Below are 13,867 nucleotides of genomic sequence, written 5' to 3' on the forward strand. Positions count from 1 at the left end.
AAAACACAACCCGCTACGGGGGAGACTTACCCGAAATCTGATTTATTCAACAAAGCCCTCTTTTCCCCCTGTATTTACCCCTCCTTCCTGTTTCAATCGTCTGATATTTCAACCCAAAAGAAGATAGCTGTATCCTTCGGATATTACTTATTGTCTGAATAATAAATTCCTTATATCGTTTTCTTGATATACCGTCCCTGAAAAATATTTTGTTGCATACATGATGCAAATGAATGGTCTTACCAGTTTGCTATTTACATTATAGCGGTGAATGGTTGTATCGGTTTTAAGCCTGTGCTTCGCGGTTTCATATAGAAATAAATAATAATCCAGTCCTGACAATAAGGAAATCCTCGGGCGTTAATCCTAAAGAGATTTTGAGCCATTGATCGCGCTTATTCGTGGTGGTATTTTCGGCAACAATATTAAATCACCAACCCTAAAACCAAATGTTTTTCTTTTGGTTTTTTTGTATTTCACTCAAATAAGGAAATTAAATGAACGCGATATTTAAAAAAGGAGTGCTGGCATCTGTACTGGCAGTAGCGGCTTCTTCTGCAATGGCGGCTTCCAGTATTGATATTCAGGTAACGGGAAAAATTTTACCCTCTTCCTGTACACCGGCATTTATTAGCGGTGGCGGTATTGCTGATTTCGGCACAATAAAAGTCGCTTCCCTGAATTCAACGACGGTCACGTCGCTGCCGGATGTGAAAATTATCCCGATCTCTATTACCTGCGAAGACGCGACCCGTATTGCGGTAACCTTTAACGATGCGCATGCTGACTCTGCGCCAACGGAAGATGTGCCTGCTTGGCCAGACTCAGACTTTGCGACTACCATGGATTATACCGCCGGACTTGGCATGTATAACGGCAAGCCGATTGGCACTTATTCACTCGGTATGCAGTTGACGAAGGGCGCTGTGACAAACGACGCCGGTGATGAGCTGTATCCAACCTACTCGTTTAATAACGGTTCAACTTGGGGTAATAAAGCAGGGAATCGTTATTTACAGCTTAAAACTAACAAAAGCGAAATCTATTCCTTCAGTTCAGAACTGGGTGGCACGCCTGTCCCACAAACCAAGGTTAACTTTAACGTCGGTGTTGTCGCGGCGATTAACCCAACCAACGATTTAAAGATTACGGATGAAGCCAAGCTGGACGGCTTAACCAACGTTGAGCTGGTTTATCTGTAATCGCCCCACGCGTTATGAAATACCCGGCACCTCACTCCGGTGAGGTGTCATTTATCAATATTAATGGACTAATATTATGCTGTTTTTAAAAAGAACGCTGATCTGTGCCTGCCTGCTGGCCTCATTCAACAGTATGGCTGCCGGAATGGTGCCGGATACCTCGCTGCTTATTGTCAATGAAGACGAGCAGGGAGGCAGCATGGATGTCAAAAACACCGATGCTGAAGCTCAACTGCTTTACACTAAAATTATTGATCTCCCGGACGACCCAAAACCGGGCCTGATTGCCACGCAGCCGGTTGTGCGCGTAGATGCGGGTAAAACCCAGCGTGTGCGTTTTGTGCTGAAAAATAGCGCTGAGCCGCTGAAGGTGGAACATCTCAAGCGTGTCATTTTTACCGCCATCCCACAGCGCGAAAAAAACAAAGTTAAAGTGGTGTTTAGCCAGAACCTTCCTGTCATTATTCGCCCGGCTGGCCTGGCAGTAAATATCGAACCCTGGAAGGCCCTTACCTGGCAGATAAAAAATGGCAATGTCACGGTTGAAAATAATACGCCTTATGTTGTCCGGATGGAGCAAAAGGTAAAATTAATGGCGTCAGGAACGATTGCCAAACTGGATAAAGCCTATATCCTGCCTGGCGAAAAAATGACAGCCCGAGCGTCAGCCAAAATATCAGCATCCGAAAAACAAATCGAAATCTATCCGGCAACGCGTTATGGCTATAAGGCTGGCACTTATATCGCCGACCTTAAGCAATAAAATCACTTAACGGTACATGGAGTAGTTATGTTAAACGGTTCCTGTAAAAAGGGAATGCTCGTTTTTTGCCTGAGTGCGCTGGCATTTAATATTCGAGCTGAGATTTCCTCTAATGCGAATGAGTCTCTGGAATTGGCACGGGCCATATTTGACCAGGATGCGTTAAAAAATAACGGACTTGATCCGGCCATTGCGGATTACTATGCCCTCGCTCCCCGTTTTACCCCTGGCTACCATAATGTGACTGTGAATCTTAATGGTAAGCAGCGCAATATTATGCCCGTGAAGTTTGATGAAGAAGGAACGCCTTGTATCGATAAAGAGTTTCTGGAAAACGCGGGCCTGATTAAACAGACGAAAAGAGGCACCTGCCCGAAGATTCATCAGTACTGGTCCGGGTCTACGATTCAGACATCGCCGGACACAGGTGAAATATCGGTTGTCGTTCCGCCGGAAGCGCTGGATCCTGATTATGGCCGCCAGTTCGCAGAGGTGCGCGGCGGACGTGCGGCTATGCTGAATTACTCCATGTTTGGCACCCATAATCGATACGATGATGACAATGCCGATCGTTTCCATTCCACCTTTGAAATGGGCTTTAACGCCGGAGACTGGATTGTGCGCAGCACGCAGTTCATTAGCGACGGCAGCGATCAGGATTTTGACGTCGACTCTCTCTACACGTATGCCCAACGTACCTTTACCGATTATGGCGTGATGGTGCAGGGCGGCCAGATTAACGTCGCCAACAGCCGCTTCAGTATTCCGGGTATTTACGGGGTGCAGATGATGCCGGATACCGCACTGACTCCCCAGGCGGGGACAGGCGTCGAAGTCAGCGGTATTGCCCGTACTCCGCAGGCCCGCGTGGATATCCGCCAGGGCGGACAGCTTATTTACTCCACGCTGGTACCCGCCGGGCCGTTCAGCTTAGATGACGTGCCGCTGGCTAACCTCAACACTGACCTGAACGTCACCGTGACCGAGACTGACGGCAGCGAAAACCGGTTTACCGTCTCGGCGAGCACGTTCCGCAGTAACCATGTGGGCCGTGCTCCGGGCTTTGCGCTGGCTGTGGGTCGCGTTGAAGACATGGACTCACGCTTTGAAAATCCGTGGGTGGTGTCTGCCAATAACGGCTGGTCTATCAATAAGCGTGTAAATTTCCTGGCCGGTATGGTGATGGCGGATAACCACTATTATGGCTTCTCCGGCAACCTCGATACCGTACCGATGCAGAACCTGTATGCCTCGCTGGGTTTTCTGGCATCAATAGACAACCAGTCGCAAACCGACGGCAACAAAACGACGCTGGATCTGGGTTACTCCCTGCCGTGGGGCATTGGGCTTTCGCTGGGCGGCAGCTACGGCACCCCGGACTACCGCGAGATGACGGAACTTTACGGCGACGATGATGATATGTCGCAAACCAAATACGACACTAATGTCGGCATCAACTGGTCAAACGCGACGCTAGGCCGCTTCTCGCTAAGCTATTACCGCAATGAGAGCTGGAACAGCGAATACGACAGCCGCCGGTTTATCTCGTCGTGGTCGCAAACCTTTAAATACTTCAACGTGAGCGTGAACTGGGAGTCGGATGTCAGCCGTCACGACAGCAGCGACAACGATCAGTTTTACGTGAATGTGTCGATCCCGCTGGGACGCTCCGGGGTGTCAACCAGCTCCTGGTATCGCGAGAGCGAAGGTCAGGCCTCCTACGGCACGCGGGCGATGGGCTCGCTCAACGCCGAGAACCAGTACATGGTAGGGGTGGCTCAGGATCATGAAGAGAACACCACCAGCTGGGATAGCTCGCTGAACAGTAATCTGCATTACACCAACCTGGCGCTGGCCGCTGGCGGAGATAACGACAACAACACCAACTTCTCCGCATCGTTAAGCGGCGGGATTGTCGCCCACAGCGACGGTGTGACCTTCTCGCCTTACCGCGTGAGCGATACGTACGCCATTGCCAGACTGGATAAACCGGTGGCTGGCATCGAGATAGCCACCTCGCGCGGCGCGGTATGGACCGATAAATGGGGCCAGGCGGTTGTTCCCGCGCTGTCACCGTTCCGTGAAAGCACAATTGAGATCAATACGGAAAGCCTGCCAGGCAATCTGGACGTAAGAAATGGCCGAACAGCGATCAACGCGTCTCACGGCGCCGTGGCGAAGTGGGAGTTTGCGACGTTAAGCCAGCGCCGCGTGCTGCTCAGTATTCGCCGTGCGGACGGTACGCCGCTGCCGGAAGGCGTCTCGATTGTGGATGCGGCAGGGGAGTATGTGACGAGTGCGCCAGAAGACGGCGTGATCTTCCTGAACGATATCTCCGCCACCCAGCAGCTGTATGCGAAGCTGGATGAAGGGCGTTGCAGGCTAACGTATACCCTGCCAGAGGCGGAACCGAATAAATTCTATGAAGAGGTGACAGGGAAATGTCTCTGAATAACGTTCGTCAATACGCGCTGATGTTTGCGTTGCTCTGTGGCTCAACGGGACTGTCGGGAATGGCACAAGCCGATGACGGCGACTGTGACATGATGTCGGCGGTGAAGAAAGTCGATTACGGGCGCTACCGTAAGGAGGATATGCGGCAGGCCTCTGCTGAACATGTTGGTAAGGTCTATAACGGCTATGCCTCGGTAACGCGCGAGTTTCAGGTGTCGGCCCTGTGTCCGAATGCACGAAAAATGCGCATCTCCATTGACGGTGCTGCCCGACAGAATATGGCGTATCGCTTTACGGATAATGGCGCGATGAAAATCGAATTTAGAGATGGGCGGGTGGACGGTATCCCGGTGCAGCTTGCTGCGGTCGATATTGGTGCGGTAGCCGTTCAGGGTGGCGCTTCCCAGGTGACGCTGAAGCCGGAAAAAGCACTGGCTGCGGTTAGCGGTACGGAAATAGCGGGCGAGCAGTTCACCGCCACCATGATGATCACGACCTATCTTTCCGATAAGGCGTTCAACGTCACTAACACAACGGATTTTGTAGAGACGCTGACGCTTAACGTCGATACGCTTCCTGCACATTAATCCCTTCGATGCCCGGCAGAGCTGTTCTGCCGGGCATTTTTCTTAGTGGATCCCCGCCAGGCGCAACAGCGCCGTCACCACCGCCGCCGCCACGATCACCACAATGAGCGGCATCTTACGCCAGGCCAGAAACACCGCGAACCCCACGCCCAGCACGCGCGCCATCCCGGCAAAATGTTCCCCTTCATAAAAGGTTGTCGCCAGCGCGACGGAGAACAGCAAAACCGTTGCCGCATCTGATAGCAGCGCCTGCGATCGTTCAGAAAGCGCCAGCCGGTTGCCGAGTTTCGCCCCGCCAAGACGCATCAGATAAGTTCCGGCAGACAAAATGGCGATGCCGAGGATAAAGACCGTCATGTTTTCCATTATTTTTTCCTCGCGGCGAGTCCGAGCAAAGAGAGCAGCACCGGCAGGCCCACCGGGGCAAACGGTACGGCGGCCAGCGACAACACCGCGCCGCTACAGGCGCGGATCAGCGTGGTGCGGTTTTTAAATGCCGGTACCACTAACGCCAGCAGGATCGCCGGAAACACCGCATCCAGCCCGATGGTTTCCGGGGCCGGCAGCAGTTTACCGACCATCGCGCCCAGCACCGCGCCCAAAGGCCAGATGATTGCCACGCCCAGGCCGCACAGCCAGTAGGCCGCTTTACGCTGCTCGGCGGTTTTTTGCGACAGGCCGAACACCACGCTTTCATCGTTCATGATATGACAGCCTAAAAAGCTCAGGCCGCGCTTGCCCACCAGTTCACGCACCGTCACGCCGAAGGGCACATGGCGGGCGTTAACCAGTAAACCCGCCGCGGCCGCTGCCAGCGGATTGCCGCCGCTCGCCACGATGCCGATAAACATAAACTCGGACGCGCCTGCCAGCACGGTGAGGGAGAGGACAAACGGTACCCACAGCGGGAAACCGTAGGCCATCGCCAGTGAGCCATAGGACATGCCGACCACGCCCACCGCGAGGCAGACCAGGACGATCGCTTTTATCGTGTCGCCTTTCAGGCAAGAGAGGTGTTTCTTCATACCATTTTAGCCATATCGAACGTATTTCCATTATAATGAACGCATCAAAACCGTTTTACAAGACGAACGATTCGTTCGTTATAGAGAGACAGAGGCCGTTTTTATGACGCAGCCAATCAGCGTGATCGCCAAAAGTCTGGTGCGAGAACGCCTGCGAACCGGACTTTCGCTGGCGGAAATTGCCCGCCGTGCCGGGATCGCCAAATCCACGCTTTCCCAGCTGGAGTCTGGCAACGGCAATCCTAGCCTGGAAACGCTGTGGTCGCTTTGTGTGGCGCTGGATATTCCGTTTGCCCGGTTACTGGAGCCGCAACAGCCCGTCACGCAGGTGATCCGCCGCGGTGAGGGCACAAAAGTCGTTGCCGGGCAGGCGAACTACGAGGCGATTTTGCTCGCGGCGTGCCCGCCGGGGGCGCGTCGGGATATCTATCTGCTGCTGACTCAGCCGGGGGCTGACCGTATTTCCCAGCCGCATCCGCCTGGGTCGGTCGAGCATATTATCGTGACGCAGGGGCGGGCGATGGTCGGCCTGATCGACGCGGCGGAAGAACTCGGCCCGGGAGATTACATTTGCTATCCCGCTGACCAGCCGCATATCTTTAAGGCGCTGGAGCCGGATACGCACGCGCTGCTGGTGGCGGAACAAAACTAAAACCAGCCCCTCGCCCTTTCAGGAAAAGGGCGAGGGGTGGACATTACGCTAAATAAAACACCTCTTTAAGCTCCGTACTCACCGGGCTGTTGTCCGGATTAGACGGCATAACATCACCCATATGCTTCCACCAGCGCTGGCAGACGTCAGTGTTCGCCACCGCGTTCCAGCGCTCTTCCGATTCAATCTCCACCGTCGCAAACAGCAGGTTGCGAGCTTTGTCGAGGTAAATGGCGTAGTGGTGCGCGCCGTGGGCTTTCAGTACCGCTTCCAGTTCAGGCCAGATTGGGTTGTGGCGGCGCGCATACTCCTCGTGCGCGTCCGGGTTTACCTGCATCACAAACGCCTTGCGGATCATAATGCCTCCAGGTACAGCTCGCGGACTTCATCGCGGCTGGCGGTGCGCGGGTTGCATGGCGCACACGGATCGGCGAGCGCTTTATCCAGCCAGCCTTCGATATCGGCTTTGGTGACGCCAAGCTGGCTGAAGCCGGACGGAATGCCGACGCGGGCGCTCAGGTCACGAATCGCCTGAATTGCGGACATGCTGGCGGCTTCGTCGCTCATTCCGCGCGTGTCAACGCCCATCGCCTGCGCCACGCGGGCAAAACGCGCGACCGCGTTCGGGCGGTTAAAGTTTTCGATGATCGGCAGCAGGATGGCGTTGCACACGCCGTGCGGCAGGTTGTGCGTTGCGCCCGGCTGGTGCGCCAGGGCGTGTACCAGACCCAGACCGGCGCTGTTAAATGCCATGCCCGCCAGATACTGCCCAAAGGCCATCTGCTCGCGCGCTTCCAGGTTATGACCGTCGTCGACCGCTTTTGGCAGCCAGAGGTTGATCAGGCGAATCGCCTCCAGCGCGTTGGCATCGGTCAGCGGGTGCGCGCCGACGGACACGTAGGCTTCAATGGCGTGGGTCAAGGCATCCATGCCGGTTGCGGCGGTCACGGAGGCCGGAATATCGAGCATCACGCTGGCATCGTCCACGGCGATATCCGGGATGATGTTCGGGTCGATAATCACCTCTTTCACCTGACGCGCGGAATCGATGATCACCGCGTTGCTGGTCATTTCCGCCGCCGTGCCTGCGGTGGTGTTGATTGCCACAAGCGGCACGCCAGGGTTTTTCACCTTGCCGACGCCAGAGTAATCGGTGGACGGGCCGGGGTTGGCGGTGAGAATTTTAATCGCTTTGGCGGTATCAATTGGGCTGCCGCCGCCAAAGGCGATGATGTAATCACACTCCGCGTCCTGATAAGCGGCAAAACCTTTCTGCACCAGCGCTTCCGTCGGGTTCGGGAATACGTCATCGAACAGGTGATACGACATCTGATGGGCATCAAGCGCGGTAAACAGGCTGTCGAGCAAGCCGAGTTTCACCAGCTGGCCGTCGGTGACAATCAGCGCTTTGCCCCACTGCTTGTTTGCTACCAGATTGACCATATCGCCGATCGCGCCCGCGCCGTGCAGGCTGATTTTTGGAAGTGCCAACATAAAACTCATGATAATTCTCCTTAATATGATTTTGAGGTAATCCGTTTCCCCTCACCCTAACCCTCTCCCCGGAGGGGAGAGGGGACTGCCCGGTGCGGTTTTCACCCTCTCCCCTCCGGGGAGAGGGCAGGGGTGAGGGGCAATTTAATTCCGTCTTCGCTGCATCACCCGGCGGGTAATAATTGGCAGTGAAATCACCACGATCAGCATCGCGCCAATAATCACCGACATCACAATGCCGGGCACGTTGAGCAGGCTCAGGCCAAAGGTCACCAGCCCCATCAGGAAGGCGGCGATAATCACGCCCACCATGCTGCCGGACCCGCCGAGAATATTGACGCCGCCGAGCACCGCCATCGTCACCACCGCCAGCTCCCAGCCCATCGCGATGGTCGGGCGGGTACTGCCCAGCCGCGAGGTGAGCAGCACCGACGCCAGGCCAGACATCAGCCCCACCAGCGCGAAGAGGAGCAGGTTGTGGCGCTTCACGTTGATGCCGGAGTACCACGCGCCGGTCGGGTTATTGCCGATGGCGTAGGTGCGGCGGCCAAAGTTGGTGCGGTGCAGCACAAAGGCAAACAGAGCGGCCAGCACGATAAACAGCGCGAACTCGAACGACAGCGCGCCCCAGACGTAGCCCTGGCCGAACCAGGCGAAGCTCTCCGGGTAGCTGTTCAGCGCCTGGTCTCCGAGCAGGATGTAGGTGATCCCGCGGTACAGGCTCATGGTGCCGATGGTGATGACGATGGACGACAGGTTAAAGCACGTCACCAGAATGCCGTTGAGCAGCCCGCACAGTAGCCCGACGCCTAATCCCACGCAGACCAGCAGCGGCGTATCGACGCCCGCCGCCGCGCAAAAGCCCATCACCGTGGAGCTGAGCGCGATGGTGGAGGCTACCGACAGGTCAATTTCCCGGGCGATGATCAGCATCGCCATCGGCAACACGATGATCGCCTTTTCGGTAAAGTTGAACGTCGCGTCGGAGAGGTTCCAGACGTTGAGAAAGTAGGGCGAGGCGAGTGCGTTCACCACGAACACCGCCAGCGTCACCGCCAGCAGGAAACCTTCCCAGCACAGCAGGCGCTGGAAGAGGCCCGGCGCAGGGGTGGGTTTGATCGCTTCAGATGTCATCATTTTGCTCATGATTTCACCGCCAGTTTCTGACGTGCCAGCGCCGCGTCGCGCAGGATCAGCCTGCCTTTGCGCTTGCTGCCGCGCTCGTTCAGCAGCACCGCGATGACAATGACCGTGCCGGAAATCGCCATCTGCCAGAACGGGGAGACGCCGATCACTGGCAGGGCGTTGTTGATGACGCCAAGGAACAGCGCCCCGAACAGACAGCCGAGCACGCGCCCGGTGCCGCCCATGGTGCTGATCCCACCAATCACACAGGCTGCCACCACCTGCAATTCAAAACCGTTAGCGACGTCAACATATGCAACGGCAAAGCGCGATATCCACAGATAGCCGCAGAACCCGGCCAGTAGCCCCGAGAGGCAGAAGCTGATGAACTGCATTTTCCCGGCGTTGATCCCGGTGTAGTAGGCTGCCGTGGCGTTACCGCCAGCGGTGTAGAGCGCGCGTCCGGTGCGGCTGTAGCGCAGGAAGTAGCCCACCAGCAGCAGCGCGGCGATGGCGCACCAGCTCAGCACCGGCAAGCCCAGCACTGACGCACGCGGCAGGCCGAGGAAGTCTGCACCCATCTGGTTGGAGTTCACCCAGCCGCCGCCGGAGAGCAAAAAGATCATTCCGCGGTAGATGCTCATGGTGCCGAGCGTCACCACAATCGCCGGAATGCCCAGCTTCCACACCAGCAGGCCGTTAATCGCGCCCATCAGCAGCCCAAGCGCGCTGGCGAGGATCAGCAGCGCCCAGACGGGCACGTCCGGGTAATGGAAGTTAATCAGGGCGACAATCATCCCGGTCAGGGCCAGATTAGCCGCCATCGACAGGTCGATGCCTTTAGTGAGCAGCACCATCATCTGCCCGAGCGCGAGGACGATCAGAATGGCGGTGTCGTTAAACATCTCCACCAGGTTGCCCGGCGCGATAAATGATGGCACGCGGCTGCCAATGGCGACGACCATCAGGACAATCACCGCGCCAAGCAGCGCCTCGCGGTGTTTTAAGAGTGAGCTAAGCATTTATGCCGCCTCCTGTTTTGCACCGCTGGCGGCGCTGACGATGGTTTCCGCCGTCGCGTCTCCCGCCTGGTATTCGGCCACCATCAGCCCCTCGTGCATGACGATAATGCGATCCGCCATGCCCATCACTTCCGGCAGTTCGGACGAGACCATAATCACCGCCAGCCCCTGGCTGACCAGCTCGGACATAAACTGATGCACGGCTGCCTTTGAGCCGATATCGATGCCTTTTGTCGGTTCATCGAGGATGATCACGTCAGGGTGCGTCGCCAGCCATTTGCCGATCACGACCTTTTGCTGGTTGCCGCCAGAGAGGGTCTCCACCGCCTGCTTCCAGCTGAAGGCTTTCACTTGCAGGCGTTTGGCGTATTCGTCTGCCAGCTTCCATTCGCGGTCGTCGTGCAGTACGCCGTTCGGATTGAGCCTGCTGAGCTGAGGCAGGCTGATGTTCTGGGCAATCGGCAGGGCGATAATCGCCCCCTGTTTCTGCCTTTCTTCCGGCACGCAGACGATTCCGGCCTTGATCGCATCCGCAGGCTGGCGGAAGCGCCGGGGCTGGCTGTTAAGGATGATTTCACCCGACGACGGCTGCGTGACGCCGGAAAGCGCCTGCATCAATTCGGTACGCCCGGCACCCACCAGCCCGTAAAAGCCGAGGATCTCCCCTTTACGCAGGGAGAACGAGATATGCGCAAACTCAGTCGGATGGCAGAGGTTTTTCACCTCCAGCACCGTCTCGCCCTTTTCGCAGTCGATTTTCGGGAAGGTTTGGGTGATGGCGCGCCCGACCATCATCGACACCATCCGCTCCTCGGTGATCTCATTGATTGCCCCTGCACCAACGAACACGCCGTCGCGCAAAATGGTGTAGTGATCGGCCAGCTCAAAAATCTCGTCGAACTTGTGGGAGATAAACAGGATGGCTTTGCCCTCCTGCTTTAAGCGCTCCACAATCTGGTAAAACTCGAGGATTTCATGCTGCGACAGCGCCACCGTGGGTTCGTCGAGGATCACCACCTGCGCCTCAAACGACAGCGCGCGGGCGATGGCGACCATATGACGCTGGGCGATGCTCAGGGTTTTCAGCGTTGCGCGCGGGTCAATTTGCACCTCAAGGCGGGTAAGGATCGCCTGCGCCCGGCGGTGCATTTCCGGCCAGTCGAGCTTTTTCAGGAAGCCTTTGTGAAGGTACTGACCAACAAAGATATTTTCTGTGACCGAGAGTTCATCGAACAGGACGGTCTCCTGGTGAATGGCGGTAATGCCCATTTTATGTGCCGACTCCGGCGTCGGAAGGTGAACGGGGATCGCCTTGTAGAGGATTTCGCCCTCGTCGGGCTGGTATATGCCGGTCATCACTTTAACCAGCGTTGATTTGCCCGCGCCGTTTTCACCGATAAGCGCCGTCACTTTGCCGGGCCATAGCGCAAGCTGCACGTTCTCAAGGGCACGCACGCCGGGGAACACCTTGGTGATGCCAGAAAGCTGTAGCAATGGGGTCATGATAGTTCTCCGTGGATTACCCCTCACCCTAACCCTCTCCCCGGAGGGGAGAGGGAACCGATCGAGCCCCTCGCCCCTTTGGGGAGAGGGGTTGGGGTGAGGGGGGAAAGGATCAAAAGATTTTCGAGAACTTATCAATATTGCTGGCATCGTAGACGAACGGCTCCGCCATCGCGCCATTGCCGTCGGCATCCAGCTTCACTTTGCCCAGTTTGCCCATGCTGGCTTCGTCTTTGGTGGCCGTGCCTTTCACCAGATCGTCCGCTAAGTAAGTCGCGGCATAGCCCAGGTCAATCGGGTTCCAGATGGCAAAGCTTTTGCTCGCGCCGGATTTCACCGCGCCCGCCATTTCGGACGGCAGGCCTAACCCGGTAACGTACACTTTGCCAATTTTGCCCTGGTCCTTCACCGCCTGAGCCGCGGCGACAATACCTACGGACGAAGGCGAGACGATTACTTTCAGGTCCGGGTAGGTTTTCAGCAGGCCGACCGCTTCGCGGTAGCTCTTGTCAGAGAGATCGTCCCCGTAGGCCACGGTCACCAGATTGACGGACGGGTACTTTGGCAGCACCTTTTTCATCTCCGCAATCCAGGTATTCTGGTTGGTGGAGGTTGGCGTGGCGCTCAGCACCGCCACATCGCCTTTCTCCACGTTGAGTGCTTTCAGGGCATCGGCGGCGAGCTTCACGTTGGTTTCGCCTATCAGCGCGTTATTCGACGGGTTCAGGTGGATTTGACGTCCGGCTTTCGCCACCCCGGAATCCCACGACACAACCTTGATGCCGCGCTGCATCGCTTTTTTCAGCACCGGCACAACGGCATCCGGATCGTTCGCGGAAATGGCGATCGCATCCACGCCCTGGGCGATCAACCCGTTCAGCACCTCGATCTGTGCTTCCGCCGTGGTGGTGGTCGGGCCGGTATAAATCACTTTTACATCGCCTAACTCTTTGGCCGCCTCCTGCGCGCCGACGTTCGCTGCCTCGAAGAATCCATTCCCTAAGGACTTCGCCACCAGGGCGATTTTCACTTCTGCTAAAGCGGAACCGGACAACGCCAGAGCGGCAACGGTGAGGATCAAGCTTGCTTTTATTTTCATTGCTTTTACTCCACTGACTTGAGTTAGTTGTAGGGATTGCAGGTGGTTTTCGCCCCGTCTCAATGAGCGGGGCGCGATGTTGTTATTGGTACAGATCTAAGGCGGACTGCATCGGGGTAACGCCAAAGCGTTTGCCCAGGGCGATCAGCTCCTCCCGGGTGATGGTCTGCTTCATGCCGCCCATGGAGTAGACCTTCACCAGCACCTCCGCGGATTTCTCGGCGGTGTCGATCAGGCCGAAGGTTTCATCCAGCGTCGGGCCGCTGCCGAAGACGCCGTGGAACGGCCACAGCACCAGAGAGTGCTTTTGCATGTCCGTTGCGGTCGCCTGACCGATTTCGTCAGTACCCGGCACCATCCACGGCAGAATGCCGACGCCGTCCGGGAAGACCACCAGACACTCGGTGCTGCCTTCCCACAGTTTGCGGGTGAAGACATCGGAATTGTTTTCCAGCACGTAGGTCAGGGCGATCAGGTTGGTGGCGTGGCAGTGCATGATCACGCGATCCTTGCCGTTGGTCGCCTTAATGCGTTCGCAGTGGGAGAGGAAGTGCGCTGGCAGTTCAGAGGTGGGCACTGCGTCATCCGTCAGCCCCCACAGAATGTGGTAGCCCGCGCCGTCGCTGTCCACTTTTACCACGCCGAGGTTGGCCTGCGGATCGAGCTGGACGTTGCGGAAGAACTTGCCGGAACCGGTGACGATAAACGGCGTGTTGGCGAGCAGCGGCATCGGCTGGCTCAGGGCGATATAGCGCGGCTTCTGGTGGAAATCGGCGGCAAATGGCTCGATATCGGCATCGTCCAGGCGCAGCGTAAGGTTGCCGCCGTTGCGCTCGTCCCAGCCCTTCAGCCAGGCGTCAGAGGTGGCTTTGATCATGCCCTGGACGAACCAGGAGGAGGTGATGGTCTGCATACTGTGTTTCCTTTGAAAATGCCGGGTG

General features: G+C 56.7%; 14 protein-coding genes. 5 read left to right on the forward strand and 9 right to left on the reverse strand.

What is annotated here, in order from left to right:
• The first annotated feature begins 497 nt into the window (after positions 1–497).
• From ACOTX7_RS17115 to ACOTX7_RS17130, 4 genes are all read left to right on the forward strand, one after another.
• On the forward strand, positions 498–1,202 hold the full coding sequence (locus ACOTX7_RS17115; protein WP_006808707.1) for a DUF1120 domain-containing protein: 705 nt from the start codon (positions 498–500) through the stop codon (positions 1,200–1,202).
• A gap of 76 nt (positions 1,203–1,278) precedes the next feature.
• Positions 1,279–1,965, forward strand: a complete 687-nt coding sequence (locus tag ACOTX7_RS17120; protein WP_039274646.1) for a fimbria/pilus chaperone family protein — start codon at positions 1,279–1,281, stop codon at positions 1,963–1,965.
• Between the two features lie 27 nt (positions 1,966–1,992).
• Positions 1,993–4,416 carry a fimbrial biogenesis usher protein gene (locus tag ACOTX7_RS17125; RefSeq protein ID WP_221813610.1) on the forward strand — a complete coding sequence of 808 codons (2,424 nt, stop codon included), beginning with the start codon at positions 1,993–1,995 and terminating at the stop codon, positions 4,414–4,416.
• Positions 4,407–5,006: a hypothetical protein gene (locus ACOTX7_RS17130; protein WP_006808704.1), complete on the forward strand. Its 600-nt coding sequence runs from the start codon at positions 4,407–4,409 to the stop codon at positions 5,004–5,006. The genes ACOTX7_RS17125 and ACOTX7_RS17130 overlap by 10 nt, the downstream gene beginning before the upstream one ends.
• 42 nt (positions 5,007–5,048) lie before the next feature.
• Here ACOTX7_RS17130 and ACOTX7_RS17135 read toward each other — a convergent pair whose 3' ends face one another.
• On the reverse strand, positions 5,049–5,372 hold the full coding sequence (locus ACOTX7_RS17135) for an AzlD domain-containing protein (RefSeq protein WP_006808703.1): 324 nt from the start codon (positions 5,370–5,372) through the stop codon (positions 5,049–5,051).
• Entirely contained in the window at positions 5,372–6,031 is a 660-nt protein-coding gene (locus tag ACOTX7_RS17140; protein ID WP_221256671.1) for an AzlC family ABC transporter permease, read from the reverse strand. Before ACOTX7_RS17140 ends, ACOTX7_RS17135 begins: the two co-directional genes overlap by 1 nt.
• A 103-nt stretch (positions 6,032–6,134) precedes the next feature.
• Here ACOTX7_RS17140 and ACOTX7_RS17145 point away from each other — a divergent pair, with 103 nt between their 5' ends.
• Positions 6,135–6,683: a helix-turn-helix domain-containing protein gene (locus tag ACOTX7_RS17145; RefSeq protein ID WP_003861973.1), complete on the forward strand. Its 549-nt coding sequence runs from the start codon at positions 6,135–6,137 to the stop codon at positions 6,681–6,683.
• A gap of 43 nt (positions 6,684–6,726) precedes the next feature.
• On the opposite strand, the gene rhaM is transcribed toward ACOTX7_RS17145, so the two are convergent.
• From rhaM to rhaD, 7 genes are all read right to left on the reverse strand, one after another.
• On the reverse strand, positions 6,727–7,041 hold the full coding sequence (rhaM, locus tag ACOTX7_RS17150; protein WP_006808701.1) for an L-rhamnose mutarotase: 315 nt from the start codon (positions 7,039–7,041) through the stop codon (positions 6,727–6,729).
• Positions 7,038–8,186 (reverse strand): lactaldehyde reductase, encoded by a 1,149-nt coding sequence (gene fucO, locus ACOTX7_RS17155; RefSeq protein ID WP_006808700.1) that lies wholly within the window; start codon positions 8,184–8,186, stop codon positions 7,038–7,040. The genes rhaM and fucO overlap by 4 nt, the downstream gene beginning before the upstream one ends.
• 135 nt (positions 8,187–8,321) lie before the next feature.
• Positions 8,322–9,323 carry an ABC transporter permease gene (locus tag ACOTX7_RS17160; protein ID WP_221813609.1) on the reverse strand — a complete coding sequence of 334 codons (1,002 nt, stop codon included), beginning with the start codon at positions 9,321–9,323 and terminating at the stop codon, positions 8,322–8,324.
• On the reverse strand, positions 9,320–10,324 hold the full coding sequence (locus tag ACOTX7_RS17165) for an ABC transporter permease (RefSeq protein WP_000953013.1): 1,005 nt from the start codon (positions 10,322–10,324) through the stop codon (positions 9,320–9,322). The genes ACOTX7_RS17160 and ACOTX7_RS17165 overlap by 4 nt, the downstream gene beginning before the upstream one ends.
• Positions 10,325–11,827, reverse strand: coding sequence for a sugar ABC transporter ATP-binding protein (locus ACOTX7_RS17170; RefSeq protein WP_221256667.1), 1,503 nt, complete (start codon positions 11,825–11,827; stop codon positions 10,325–10,327).
• 112 nt (positions 11,828–11,939) lie between these two features.
• On the reverse strand, positions 11,940–12,926 hold the full coding sequence (rhaS, locus tag ACOTX7_RS17175) for a rhamnose ABC transporter substrate-binding protein (protein ID WP_006808697.1): 987 nt from the start codon (positions 12,924–12,926) through the stop codon (positions 11,940–11,942).
• A gap of 82 nt (positions 12,927–13,008) precedes the next feature.
• A complete protein-coding gene (rhaD, locus tag ACOTX7_RS17180; RefSeq protein WP_006808696.1) occupies positions 13,009–13,839 on the reverse strand; it encodes a rhamnulose-1-phosphate aldolase in 831 nt (276 codons plus the stop codon).
• Positions 13,840–13,867 lie beyond the last annotated feature (28 nt).

The sequence above is a fragment of the Enterobacter cloacae complex sp. IR5418 genome (genome assembly GCF_049238105.1).
Classification (GTDB): domain Bacteria; phylum Pseudomonadota; class Gammaproteobacteria; order Enterobacterales; family Enterobacteriaceae; genus Enterobacter; species Enterobacter hormaechei.